Genomic DNA, 12,346 nt, shown 5'->3' with positions numbered 1-12,346 from the left:
ATCTCCCTCAATACAACCGTGTTGTTTCGCCGCCCTCAATCGGAATGGCGGCCCCATTCACGAAGCTCGACTGGTCCGAAAGCAGCCAGGCTATGGCATCCGCGACTTCCTGGGATTCGCCCAACCGGTTCATTGCGCTGTGGCGGTCGATGATCCTTTTGAACATTTCCGGTTCGGCCTCGACATAGGGATCGACCATTTCCGAATGGCAATAGCCGGGGCACAGCGCGTTCACGCGCAGGCCCTGCTGGCCATAATCGATGGCCGCGGTCTTGGTCAGGCCGATGACACCCCACTTACTGGTGACATAGGCCGCATTGCCGATATCCCCACCGATCAATCCATACATGGACGAGATGTTGACGATTGCGCCGCCACCGCTTGCCAGCATGGCCGGAATTTCAAACTTCATGCTCCAGAAGACGGCGTTCAGATTGGTGTTGAGCGTCGCAAACCAGTTCTCGTCCGGGATATCGGCAACCGGCGTGAAAGGGCCGGGGGTAATGCCCGCATTGTTGACCGCACCATCAAGTCGTCCGAACCGCTCCACAGTCGTGGCAACCATCTTCTGCACATCGTCTCGAACATCGACGTCAGTCTTGATGAAAATGCCCTCGCCACCCGCAGCTTCGATTTGACTGAGAACCGCCTGACCCTGTTCCTCGCGTCGGCCCGTAATGGCGACCTTCGCCCCCTTTGCAGCAAGCGTGATCGCTGCTGTCGCGCCCAGCCCCGAAGTGGCGCCCGTGATCAGGACGACCTTGCCTTTGAATTCTGTCATGAAATATCCCCCCCAAGTTGCGCCAGCCTAGCCGCACTGCTGACGCAAGTCTCTCGAATTCGAAGGCGGAATGCGTCCCGACCCGTCTGGAACTTGTCAAACTTGTCACTCCCCTCCGGTAGAATGATACCGGGCGGGCGATCAGCGGGACTGGCGGGAATTTGGAAGGAGGCGGCGCTGCGCTTCATCGCACAGGATGAAGCAGATCCGCATCAAATAGGAAAGGGGTTTTTCGTGGGCAACAACGAGTTCAGCCTTTCACCGACGGCCACCCCGTCATCCCATGCCAAGCACGGGGGAACGTCAGGTTTTGGGCGAATGCGTGCGACTGCCCAACGTCCGATTTGGGGTGGAAAGCGGACGTTCGACTAGTCCTGTCTCGCAGCATAGAAGAAGCGGATGAGGCCAAGCTCCGACGCGTTCTTTGTCAGCTCGATGTTCACCCATCCTACTACGTCTGCAAATGGTCGGCCGGACATCGGCCATTTCGACATTTCGCTAGACCTCAAATCATCATCGTCTAGTTCGGCAATCGCAGCCAGCCATTTACGTTCCAGCTCCTCAATCTGAGACGCGAAGTCGTCACCGGCCCATTCAATTGTTTCGCGAGACAATGCCCCTTCGCCAAAGCTGTGATCGAGTACCATCGACCACCAGAAAACGATATGCCACGAAATCCATGCAGCACTGGGTGGGCCCAGGTCGTAGCCTTCATGCTCCGGCCAATCTGCGGTCCATCCATCTTTTTCGTCACGATGAACATGCAGGCCTCGGATGGATGGTCGCCACATGGCTTCGTCAAGTGTGAGCCCGTCCAAATGAAAGTGCAGGAGCCTCGAAGCCGTTTCGAATTGGCGGAGTAGTTGGTCTCGTACTTCGGTTGCCATTGGCTTCAACCTAAGCAGGAACAGCAATGTCAGCAATGGGGTCGCTCACTGACCGACCGCTTCGTCGCAAATGGGGTGGAAAGCGGACATCTATAAACCGCCAGCTCAGCCTATCCTTTCTCAATGAAGGCCAGAATGTCCGCGTTGATGATATCCGGGTGGCTCGTCGGCATCCCATGCGGCAGGTCAGAGTAGGTTTTGAGCGTGCCGTTTTTCAGCAGCTTGACCGCAATTGGGGCAGACGCCACATACGGCACGACCTGATCATCCTCGCTGTGAAGCACGAGGACCGGAACATCGATTGCCTTGAGATCCTCGGTCAGATCGGTTTCGGAAAAGACCCTGATGCAGTCATGGTGTGCCTTGATCCCGCCCATCATTCCCTGGCGCCACCAGTTTCGAATAGTGCCTTCGATCGGCGCGACGCCGGGGCGATTAAAGCCGTAGAAGGGGCCGGAAGCGATTTCGAGGTAGGCCAGCGCCCGGTTCCCTGCAACTGCGGCGCGATACCCGTCGAACACCTCGATTGGGAGCCCGGCGGGGTTGGTGTCCTTGCGGATCATGACCGGAGTGATAGCGCTTATCAGTATGGCCATGGACACACGACCGGGTTCAGCCCGGGCGACATAGCGGGCTACCTCGCCGCCGCCCGTGGAGTGCCCGACATGGATTGCGCCTCGCAGGTCGAGCTCGCGGGCGAGTGCGACGACGTCGTTGGCATAAGTGTCCATATCATTTCCCCGGCTGGTCTGCGTTGACCGGCCGTGACCGCGCCGGTCATGTGCAATCACGCGAAAGCCGCGTTCGAGGAAAAACATCATCTGGTTGTCCCACTCGTCGGCACTGAGGGGCCAACCATGGTGAAAAACGATCGGCCGCGCCTCCTTTGGTCCCCAGTCCTTGTAGAAGATGCGCGTGCCGTCGCTGGTGGTGATCGTGTCCATTGTTAGTCTCCATGTAGCGCCGAAACTCAAGAGCGCTGGCTGTCCGGCGCGCGGCAGCCAGCGCGCGCTTCATCAGCTTATTTGACTGAGGGGCGTTTCGGCGTCAGCGCGAGCGCCAGCGTGCCTCAAGTCAAAGGTCTCAGAGACCCAATCCTCGCTCTTCTTCCACAAGGCTTGGGCCGTTTTCGGGTCTAGCGCATAGGGACGCACTCCCGGGCTGCCAAAGCCAATGCTCTGTTCGCTGACCACTGGGGATACCTGGCAATCTTCGCAATATCGGCCGCCGACGTCATCTGCGTCCGCAACGAGGCCCGCCCACAGTGTTGTCGCAGCGCCCTGCTGCGGCGTCTTCCACTCCATTGGCGGTTTGCCCTCCCTTGCCAGATCCAGATTGATCTGGTCGAAGAGCAGTTGGAGTCGATCGCCGCCCATGTGCCGGGCGAGCTCGGTCTGGATCCCGCCAGGATGAACCGCGGTCGCGCGCAAGCCGAGCGAGCGATAGCGACGATCGAACTCGACCGCGAACAGGATGTTGGCGGTCTTGGAACGACCATAGCCGACAAAGGGATCGTAGGGTGTCCTATCGAAGTTGGGATCCGCCAGATCGACATCTGAGAAGCGATGTCCCGAAGACGCCAGAATGACTAACCGAGATCCGGGGCACATCAGCTTGGCGATCCTGTTGACGAAGACAAAATGCCCGAGATGGTTGGTGCCGAACTGAGTCTCGAAGCCGTCAGCCGTGAGACCGAATGGCGGTGCCATGACCCCGGCATTTGCGATAACAAGATCGAGCGTCCGCCCTTCCACGCCCAGCTTGTCAGAGGCACTCCTGACGCTCGCAAGGTCAGCCAGATCCAGTTCGGCCAGTTCGATCGAGGTTGTGTCCAATCCTGCTTGGGCGAGTGCTTTGAGCGCCTTGTTCAAGTCCCTCGCGGTGCCGACTACTGTCGCACCGTGGCTGGCAAGTGCACGGGCGGTTTCAAGGCCCAGTCCGGCCGAAATCCCGGTCACAAGGATACGCTTGCCCGTCAGGTCGATACCGGCGAGCACCTCATCGGTGGTCGATTTGGCTCCAAATGTCTTGGTCATGTTTTACTCCTGTAAGTGCGGGAATTCTTTGATGGGAAGCCAAGTCGGGGACCCGGCACCGGCGCCGCTCGACTAGTCGAATTGCGAGTCGATCGTGATTGCGATTTTCCCTTGCGCCCGCGCAGCCCCGTTTCGTCCGAGCACCGCGTCATAGGCAGCCATGATATCTTCCATCTGGAAGCTGCGCGGATCGAGCCGAGGGCGAAGTTTGCCTGCCTCTACAAGTGCGCTCGCCTGCTCCAGAATTTCCCCGAAGTGGGCCCGGCCCTCATCGGCAAGCAGGGTGTGAAGCGTGAACACGCCGGAATAGGTCGCTTGCTTGAACGAAAGAGGGGCAAGCTTGTGTGTGCCCCAGCCAAGACAACTCACCACGTGCCCGAACCGCTTCACGGCCCGGAAAGAGGCATCCAGCAGGTCGCCGCCGATCGTATCGTAGACGAGATCAAAGCCCCGACTGCCGGTATGCTCGGCCACATATGTCTCAGTGTCGACGGACCCGTCGATGGGGGTCGCTCCCAGGCTGCGCACATATTCGAGATCCTTGCCGCGCGCGGTTGCAAACACTTTCGCGCCGCGTGCGAGCGCTATCTGGACAGCGACGTGACCCACGCCGCCGCCGCCGCCCTGAACGAGCACTGTCTGCCCGGCATGCACCTGCATGCGATCGACCAATCCCTCCCATGCAGTGATAACAACCAGTGGAAGCACCGAGGCTTCCTGCATGGTCAGCGATTCCGGTTTACGAGCCAGCAGTTTGGCATCGACGGCTGCAAACTGCGCGTGCGAGCCTTGCAACCCGCCAACTCCGCCAGTTAGTCCGAAGACGGCGTCACCAGTTCGGAAGTCCTCCACACCTGGACCGGTCGCGACAACGGTTCCGGCAAGGTCCATTCCGAGAATTGCCGGCAAGGGCTGCTTGGCATGGGGAGCCCCATCGGCTCTGATCTTCGCATCGAGCGGATTGGTGCCACTTGCCGCGATTTGCACAAGCACCTGCCCAGGACCCGGCTTAGGGCGGTCAAGCTCGCGCAAGACGAAAGGCCCGTTTGTTGCTTCAACGACGGCTGCGGTCATGGTTGATGTAGACATGGTCGAACTCCTGATGTTGGTCAGGTGATGAACGCATTCTTCTTTGACTGGCAGTCACAAAAAGTGCACATGGTTCATTCATTTTTGAATGGATGTCATATGCCCGCTGCACCTCTTGAGTGGAGTGACCTGCGCGTTTTTCTCGCTATAGCGCGGGCTGGGTCCCTGGGGGGCGCGGGCCGACGATTGGGGCAATCACAGCCGACGATGGGGCGGCGGTTGCGAGCGCTCGAAAAGGCCGTCGGCGCAATACTGTTCCAGCGCTCTGCATCCGGCCTTTCGCTGACCGACGAGGGTGAGGTCATGCTTCGTCATGCTGAGATCATGGAGGTCGAAGCCCTGGCGCTCGCTCGTGAATTTTTCGGCAGAGATGGGTCCCTCCAAGGCGCTCTGCGCCTGACTTGTTCGGACTGGTTCGGCCGGATCATGTTGGCGCCGGTGGTGGCAGAGTTCGCCCAGCTGAATCCAGCCGTTGTCGTCGAGCTCCTCACCGATGCCCGCGTTTACAGCCTTGCCCGCCGTGAGGCAGATCTGGTCATCCGCATCGCCAGTTTCGACGAACCAGAGGTTATCGCCCGCAGGCTGGTGACCATAAAATATGGAGTCTATGCGAAGGCCGGTACTTTTCAGCCAGCCGCAGGGGATGGCGCCGGCTGCCCGATGATTGTGATGGACACGGCCTATGACGCAATGCCCGATGTTGCTTGGATGACGCGGACTTTTCCGAACGCGCACATCTCGGCAAGGAGCAATAGCCGCGATGTTCAGGCGCAGCTCTGCGCACTTGGTGTCGGGATCGCTGTCCTTCCCGTCCCCCTCGGTGAAGTTACTGCCGGAATTGAGAGAGTGGATCTCGACACTGAGCCGCCAAGCCGGGACAACTGGCTTGGGTTCCACAGGGATCTGGGACGTTTGCCCCGTCTGCGCGCCTTCGTGGACTTGCTAGTCGAGCGTCTTTCATCCCGGTGACCTGACGCATAGCTCGCTGTTCCAGAATCGTCACAGCCAAAGTCGCTGGCGAGCACGAGATTATCATAAGTGTGTAGGGTAGCTTCAAGCGCGATGAAGCAGGATCGGGCCAAACCGAATAGCGGCCGGGTATGCCGATCGTGTGTTCATTCCGTCAGGGTGGGCCGGAGGCGCAACCGGGCAATGGGCCTGCTTCCAGCGCCAGCAGGGCAAAGGTCGCCAGCCAGTGTTCGCCCATAAAGTCGCCTGCGATGTGCGGTAGTGCGGCAGCGAGGTGCAGTTCGGCGTTTGCAAGAAGGCGCGCGGTTAGCGGGTGATCATCGCCCAGTGCGGCAACAATCTCCCGAAGGCACCATGCGCGGCTGAGATTGAGCCCGTCGAGATGCGCGATCTTGCCATCGCTTCGGTCGGAGACTGTTGCTGGCGAAAACAGCGTTGCGGGTTCGCCCTTGGCCAGATCGGGCAGGAAATTGCCAAACCAGTCAGGGAACTGCGCGCCCAGTGTCCGGCTCATCAATAGTGCTTCGCACAGGGTGGACGAGAGGAATTCGTCCCCGCCCGGCTCCCAGACCTGGGCAGCACGGTCTGCGCCAAACCAGTGGACTGCGCGCTGTTCGATAAGTGTGGCAAGGGCGGAATCATGCCCGCGAGCCCAGTCGAGCGCCAGTGTCAGGGCAAACGCGCTGTTGAAGTGCGTGCCGGTACGGATCGGATAGGTCTGCAAGGGCAGAAACGTGGCAAAGCGCGCCGCAAATGCACGAGCAAAGCCGTCGGCGTTACGCGCCCAGGGCGCTACGTGGAGGACCATTTCGCCGTGCAGTGCAAGTGCCCACGCCCATCCGTAGGGACGCTCAAACCCGCGCGAGGAGGGCCGCGCGAGATAGGCGGTCTCTCGGTCGAAATTATCGGCACTCAGCATCGCTGCTGCCCGGGCGCGCACCTCCACCGCTTCGGGCAGGTCGGGATGGAGCCGGGCCAGGCGCAACACCTGCCACCAGCCATGGACGCAGCTGTGCCAATCGAAGCTGCCGTGGAAAATCGGGTGAAGCTGCGAAGGGGTCAGGGCGTCCGCTGGACCGTCCATCACATGGTCAAGCTTGTGGGGATATTCGCGCCCCAGATGGCCCAGCGTCGTGGCCATGAACCGCGCGGCAAGATCGGAAGTAAGGCCGCTCATCGGAACGCCAGAAACCATATCAGGGCAATGTTGACCGCCAGCAAAGGCAGTGCGGTGGGCACCTGGGCCTTCACCACTGCGTTGCGGTCGGAAAGCTCGAGAAGGGCCGCGGGCACAATGTTGAAGTTTGCCGCCATTGGCGTCATCAACGTGCCGCAGAAGCCGCAGAGCATGCCGATCGCCGCGACCACAGCCGGATCTCCGCCATATTGGTGGACCAGGATCGGTAGCCCGATCCCCGCTGCCATCACCGGAAAGGCAGCAAAGGCATTGCCCATCACCATCGTGAATGCCGCCATGCCAAGACCATAGGCAATCACCGCCGCAAGCCGGCTGTCAGCAGGGATCGCCGCACTCGCGAACTGGCCGACGATATCTCCAACCCCGGCAGCCGCGAACACTGCGCCCAGACTGGCAAGCATCTGTGGCAGCACCGCAGCCCAACCGACGGCGTCCATCAAACGCCGGCCTTCCTCGAACGGCTCGAGCGCCCTCACTCGAAGCCATGCAAGTCCGATTGTCAGCGCCAGCAGCGTGCCCAGCGCAAGACTGACCAGCGTCACCTGCTTGGGATCGACGAGGTCCGGCAGCGCATTGAAGCAGAGCGTTCCTGCAAGCGCGACCAGCGGAATCACGAGCGCAAGAAAGAACAGCCGATTGCCATGACGTGCAGCTTCGGCGGCACGTTCACCGACGCTGGCCTCGCTCGTGCCGCGCCCCAGTCCGAACGCCGCAATGCCGACCAGCGCCAGAACCAGGAGGCCGTTGGCAACATCGCCCAGCCAGTCACCCGCCACCATGGAAAGCGCAAGGAGCGCCCAGAACGCGGCGTTGGCCAAACGGCGCGGGTTGCTGGCATCGCGCGCGGACAGCACCGCGAAAGCCGCGAAAATGAGGCCAGCAAGCAGATAGACTTGAGGGAGCCCGATCATTTGCGATGCCTGCGCCATTCGAACAGGCGGATGCGCAGCGAATGGATCAGGAAGGCGGCGACAGCGGTCGGAATCGCCCAGACCGAAAGCGAGAAAGGCGAAAGTTCAATCCCGTTCTGGGCAAGAAAACCCTTCATCAACAGGATGGAGCCGATCGCAATGAAGATGTCCTCACCGAAGAACAGGCCGATATTGTCAGTCGCCGCGGCAAGAGCCTTGACCCGTTCAGCCTCTGCTTCGTCTCTGGGCTCTGCAGTGGCCTCGGCCATAGGGGCAAGCAGCGGTCGCACAGTTTGTGCGTGGCCGGCGATCGAGACAAGGCCAAGTGCCGCACTGAGCTGACGAAACAGCAGATAGCCTGTGAGCAGACGCGGCAGGGTGGCTCCCTTCATCCCCGCAATCACACCCCGCGCGCGTTCCTGCAGGCCGCGACGTTCCAGGAGTCCGATTACCGGCAGAACGATCCAGACAACACTGACATATCGGCTGTTATTGAAGGCCTTGCCAAAAATCGCGATGACCGCGACCGGATCCATTCCCGCAGAAAGCCCGCTCGCCAGCGCTGCGCACAAGACCACCAGGAGCGGGTTCAAGCGCAGCATGAAGCCGCCGATCATCACCGCGATGCCACTGAGCACGAGCAGATTCATGGCGCCCCATACCCCCCGCCACCCGGAGTTTCGATCACCGCCACATCGCCTGGCTCAACCGCGACCGAAGCAGTCGCATCTAGCACCTCGACCATGCCCGAGGTTCGCTCGACCCGCATCGCACCTGGCTTGCCCGGCATGCCACCTGCCAAACCGAAAGGTGGCACGCGGCGTCGGTTCGCGAGGATCCCCGCCTGCATTCCCTCTTCGAAGCGGATTCGCCGCACAACGCCATCGCCGCCACGCCATTTGCCAGCGCCGCCTGAGCCAGCACGGATCGCAAATTCCTCAATCACCACGGGGAAGCGGCTCTCCAGTATTTCGGGATCGGTCAGGCGCGAGTTTGTCATGTGGGTTTGAACGGCCGATGCTCCGGCAAAACCCGGCCCTGCCCCCGACCCCCCTGCAATGGTCTCATAATACTGGTAGTGGGCGTTGCCGAAGGTGAAGTTGTTCATCGTGCCCTGGCTCGCGGCCATTGCCCCAAAGGCTCCGAAAAGGGCGTCAGTGACCACCTGGCTGGTTTCCACATTGCCGGCCACCACCGCTGCGGGATAGCGCGGACGCAGCATCGAACCCTCGGGCACGAGAATCGTCACAGGGGTCAGGCAGCCCTCGTTCATCGGGATCGGATCGTCGATCATTGTGCGCAACACATACATCACCGCAGCGCGAACAACACTGAACGGTGCATTGAAATTGTCGGTGCGTTGTGCACTGGTTCCGGCAAAGTCGATCGTGGCGTGGCGCGCTGCCGCATCGATCCTGACAGCGACCTTCACAATCGCGCCATTATCCATCTCGTAAGCGAACGTTCCATCCTTCAGTCGACCGATCAGCCTGCGCACCGCCTCTTCGGCATTGGCGTTGACGTGGCCCATATACGCAGAGACGACCGCGCGGCCATGCTCGGCACACGCCGCCTGAAGGCCCGCCGCTCCGCGCGCGCAGGCGGCAAGCTGGGCGGCAAGGTCTGCCATGTTCTGATCGATGTTGCGCGCAGGGTATGCCCCAGAGCCAAGCAATGTTCGCATTTCGCGATCGCGCAAAACGCCCTCATCGACGAGCAGCACATTGTCGATCATCACCCCTTCATCGGCAATGGTTCGGCTGGTCGGAGGCATCGATCCGGGCGCGATGCCGCCAATGTCAGCGTGGTGCCCGCGCGCCGCGACCCAGAAGCTGGGGGCCTGTGCGTCACCTTCGACAAAGACCGGGGCAATCACCGTAATGTCGGGCAGGTGAGTGCCCCCGGCATAAGGGGCGTTGAGGACGTAGGCATCGCCGCGCTTCACGCCCCGCCCGTCCGATCCGCCAAGCCGTGCCGCAATCACCCGGCCGACGCTTTCCCCCATAGAGCCGAGGTGCACGGGCATGTGCGGCGCATTCGCCACAAGCCGGCCAGCGCTATCGAACAGCGCGCAGGAGAAATCGAGCCGCTCGCGGATGTTGACCGAACTGGCCGTTCGCGCAAGCGCGGCGCCCATATCCTCAGCTATTCCCATGAACAGTCCGTTGAAGATTTCGAGTCGGATCGGGTCAGGAGAAGATGACTCGCCTTCGACATTCCCGGCGCGGGCAGACAGGTCAGTCAGGCACGCCCCGTGGCGCGTGAGCCTCAGCGTGCCATCCTCATCGACCCTCAGCGCCCAACCGGGTTCGACGATGGTCGTCGCTAGCCGATCGCAAACAATCAGTGGCCCGTCTGCAACAAAGCCTGAAGCCAGCCCGGCACGATCATGAACCGGGACCTCTTGGAAAGCACCTCCCAACCAGCAGCGCGCTTGCATCAGCGGGGGCGCCGAAACTGCAGGCAGCGGCCAGACGAGCCCGCCCGCCGAACCATCCTCTGCCGCCGCCTCGACACGAACGCGCTCGATGATCAGCGCACCATGGCCGTCGTAGCCAAATTCGGCACGATGGGCCCTCGCAAAGGCCTCAGCCAGTTCAGGCGCCGGCGCAGGTTTGAGCGGGAAGGCGTTTTCCGAGCCTTCGCGCCGCACGAATAGCCACGCTTCGATCCGGCTTGGCATCGAGCTGAGTTGTGCGCTCGCTTCTTCGGCCAACTTCACGCGCAGCGCCTCGACCTCGACCTCGACTCCCGGCACCAGCTGCATGCCAAGGCTGGCCTCGCGCACTACCGCTTCGCTCGCGAGGCCCATGCCATAGGCTGAAAGTACACCGGCGAGCGGATTGACCAGCACAGTATCGATGCTCAACGCTTCGGCTACCAGACAGGCGTGCTGGCCGCCTGCCCCGCCAAAGCAGACGAGCGCATGATTGGTCACATCATGGCCGCGTGCGACGCTTATCCGGCGGATCGCGTTGGCCATGTTGGCAACCGCGATGCGAATGCAGCCCTCGGCAATCTGTTCGGGCTCCATCGCGTCGCCCGTCTCGGCAGCGATCGTAGCGGCAAGCTCGGCGAACCGCGCGTCAACGATCGCGCGGTCGATCGGCTGGTCGCCTGTGGGTCCGAACACCTTGGGAAACTGTGCGGGTATCAGTTTGCCGAGCAGGACATTGCAGTCCGTGACGGTAAGCGGGCCGCCATTGCCATAACAGGCCGGGCCGGGAAGTGCCCCCGCGCTTTGCGGGCCAACCACCAGTCGCCCGCCGTCAAACCGGCAGATCGAGCCGCCACCTGCCGCCACGGTGTGGATCCGCAGCATCGGTGCCGTGATCCGTGCACCGGCAACGCGGGTCTCGCTATCGCGTTCGAACTCACCAGCATAATGCGAGACGTCGGTCGAAGTCCCCCCCATGTCAAAGCCGATCACCCGATTGCAGCCCGAAAGCGCCGCGGTGCGAGCCATTCCAACTATGCCGCCGGCAGGGCCAGACAGAATGGCGTCCTTGCCGTGAAAGCGCGCGCCGTCGACAAGGCCGCCACTTGATTGCATGAACAATGGGCGGTTGTGTCCGCCCAGTTCCGCTTCAAACGCACTGACGTAGCGCCGCAGCACGGGCGAGAGATAGGCATCGACCAGCGTCGTATCGCCCCGAGCCACCAGCTTGATTGTGGGTGACAATTCATGGCTGACAGAAACCTGCGTGAAGCCCGCCGCGCGGGCGATGCCAGCCAGCCGCGCTTCATGTGCGGGATAACGCCAGGCGTGCAACAGCACGATGGCAATCGAACGAAAGCCGTCTGCATGAGCCCTTGCAAAGGCGCGCGCGGCCCCGTCCTCATCCAGTTCGCTTAGCACCGCGCCCGAAGCGCTCATCCGCTCATCGATCTCGATCACTCTGGCATGGGGTGGCTCGGTAAGAACGATCTGGCGTACGAACAGCTCGGGCCGTTCTTGCGTACCGATCCTGAGCGCGTCGCCAAAGCCCCGGGTGATTGCGAGCACGGTCGGCTCTCCCTTGCGCTCGAGCAGGGCATTGGTAGCTACGGTAGTCCCCATCCTCACATCTGCATCAGGCAAGGGGCCTAGCGCGACCCCGCTGAGCCGACGAATTGCGGCAACTGCGGCATCGCCCGGCCGCGCCGGGTCTTCAGACAGCAGCTTGGCCGTCAAGACCCGCCCGTCCGGCGCCCGCGCCACGACATCGGTGAAGGTTCCACCACGGTCGATCCAGAATTGCCATCGCGCGCTCATGGGTCGGTCATAGGGACTGGCGCGCGCTGCTCAAGTCCTTCATCTCTTTTGCGCGCGCAGCTGCACCAGGGCGGAAATTCGATCGTCGCACGACAAAGGCCTTGATATGGGGAACAGCGTCTCAAGCATCGACGTTGAGCACGAGCACCAGAATGCTTGAACCTACCAAAGGCACTGAAACTAGGCGGTTCACGTGAGGCAAGGAAGGGTTCGCTTGCAC

At 61.6% G+C, this 12,346-nt stretch carries 10 protein-coding genes; 1 reads left to right on the top strand and 9 read right to left on the bottom strand.

Annotation, left to right across the window (positions count from 1 at the left end; translation table 11 throughout):
• Positions 1-7 precede the first annotated feature (7 nt).
• The 5 genes from K0O24_RS07070 to K0O24_RS07050 all read right to left on the bottom strand — a co-directional run bounded on the left by K0O24_RS07070 (position 8) and on the right by K0O24_RS07050 (position 4,793).
• On the bottom strand, positions 8-781 hold the full coding sequence (locus tag K0O24_RS07070; protein WP_219895147.1) for an SDR family NAD(P)-dependent oxidoreductase: 774 nt from the start codon (positions 779-781) through the stop codon (positions 8-10).
• Between the two features lie 368 nt (positions 782-1,149).
• Positions 1,150-1,668, bottom strand: a complete 519-nt coding sequence (locus K0O24_RS07065) for a DinB family protein (RefSeq protein WP_219895146.1) — start codon at positions 1,666-1,668, stop codon at positions 1,150-1,152.
• A gap of 110 nt (positions 1,669-1,778) precedes the next feature.
• Entirely contained in the window at positions 1,779-2,612 is an 834-nt protein-coding gene (locus tag K0O24_RS07060; RefSeq protein ID WP_219895145.1) for an alpha/beta fold hydrolase, read from the bottom strand.
• A 72-nt stretch (positions 2,613-2,684) separates the two neighbouring features.
• Positions 2,685-3,704, bottom strand: a complete 1,020-nt coding sequence (locus tag K0O24_RS07055) for an SDR family NAD(P)-dependent oxidoreductase (RefSeq protein WP_219895144.1) — start codon at positions 3,702-3,704, stop codon at positions 2,685-2,687.
• A 72-nt stretch (positions 3,705-3,776) separates the two neighbouring features.
• Complete coding sequence (locus tag K0O24_RS07050; protein ID WP_219895143.1) at positions 3,777-4,793, bottom strand: zinc-dependent alcohol dehydrogenase family protein; 1,017 nt, start codon at positions 4,791-4,793, stop codon at positions 3,777-3,779.
• Between the two features lie 27 nt (positions 4,794-4,820).
• Here K0O24_RS07050 and K0O24_RS07045 point away from each other — a divergent pair, with 27 nt between their 5' ends.
• On the top strand, positions 4,821-5,762 hold the full coding sequence (locus K0O24_RS07045; protein WP_246611161.1) for a LysR family transcriptional regulator: 942 nt from the start codon (positions 4,821-4,823) through the stop codon (positions 5,760-5,762).
• Positions 5,763-5,916: 154 nt separating this feature from the next.
• On the opposite strand, the gene K0O24_RS07040 is transcribed toward K0O24_RS07045, so the two are convergent.
• From K0O24_RS07040 to K0O24_RS07025, 4 genes are read right to left on the bottom strand one after another with little or no spacing between them, the layout of a single operon-like run.
• Positions 5,917-6,939 carry a DUF2891 domain-containing protein gene (locus tag K0O24_RS07040; RefSeq protein ID WP_219895142.1) on the bottom strand — a complete coding sequence of 341 codons (1,023 nt, stop codon included), beginning with the start codon at positions 6,937-6,939 and terminating at the stop codon, positions 5,917-5,919.
• Entirely contained in the window at positions 6,936-7,871 is a 936-nt protein-coding gene (locus K0O24_RS07035; RefSeq protein ID WP_219895141.1) for a DUF979 domain-containing protein, read from the bottom strand. Before K0O24_RS07035 ends, K0O24_RS07040 begins: the two co-directional genes overlap by 4 nt.
• Positions 7,868-8,515: a DUF969 domain-containing protein gene (locus K0O24_RS07030; protein WP_219895517.1), complete on the bottom strand. Its 648-nt coding sequence runs from the start codon at positions 8,513-8,515 to the stop codon at positions 7,868-7,870. Before K0O24_RS07030 ends, K0O24_RS07035 begins: the two co-directional genes overlap by 4 nt.
• 2 nt (positions 8,516-8,517) lie before the next feature.
• Positions 8,518-12,126, bottom strand: coding sequence for a hydantoinase B/oxoprolinase family protein (locus tag K0O24_RS07025; RefSeq protein WP_219895140.1), 3,609 nt, complete (start codon positions 12,124-12,126; stop codon positions 8,518-8,520).
• Positions 12,127-12,346 lie beyond the last annotated feature (220 nt).

It is taken from the genome of Aquisediminimonas profunda, assembly GCF_019443285.1.
GTDB classification, from domain to species: Bacteria; Pseudomonadota; Alphaproteobacteria; order Sphingomonadales; family Sphingomonadaceae; genus Aquisediminimonas; species Aquisediminimonas profunda.
This window is presented reverse-complemented; position numbering and strand designations above follow the sequence as displayed.

What these genes read in the sequence shown, in the direction of transcription:
- K0O24_RS07070 (WP_219895147.1), bottom strand. Translation starts at nt 781, where the DNA reads ATGACAGAATTCAAAGGCAAGGTCGTCCTGATCACGGGCGCCACTTCG.
- K0O24_RS07065 (WP_219895146.1), bottom strand. Translation starts at nt 1,668, where the DNA reads ATGGCAACCGAAGTACGAGACCAACTACTCCGCCAATTCGAAACGGCT.
- K0O24_RS07060 (WP_219895145.1), bottom strand. Translation starts at nt 2,612, where the DNA reads ATGGACACGATCACCACCAGCGACGGCACGCGCATCTTCTACAAGGAC.
- K0O24_RS07055 (WP_219895144.1), bottom strand. Translation starts at nt 3,704, where the DNA reads ATGACCAAGACATTTGGAGCCAAATCGACCACCGATGAGGTGCTCGCC.
- K0O24_RS07050 (WP_219895143.1), bottom strand. Translation starts at nt 4,793, where the DNA reads ATGTCTACATCAACCATGACCGCAGCCGTCGTTGAAGCAACAAACGGG.
- K0O24_RS07045 (WP_246611161.1), top strand. Translation starts at nt 4,821, where the DNA reads ATGAACGCATTCTTCTTTGACTGGCAGTCACAAAAAGTGCACATGGTT.
- K0O24_RS07040 (WP_219895142.1), bottom strand. Translation starts at nt 6,939, where the DNA reads ATGAGCGGCCTTACTTCCGATCTTGCCGCGCGGTTCATGGCCACGACG.
- K0O24_RS07035 (WP_219895141.1), bottom strand. Translation starts at nt 7,871, where the DNA reads ATGATCGGGCTCCCTCAAGTCTATCTGCTTGCTGGCCTCATTTTCGCG.
- K0O24_RS07025 (WP_219895140.1), bottom strand. Translation starts at nt 12,126, where the DNA reads ATGAGCGCGCGATGGCAATTCTGGATCGACCGTGGTGGAACCTTCACC.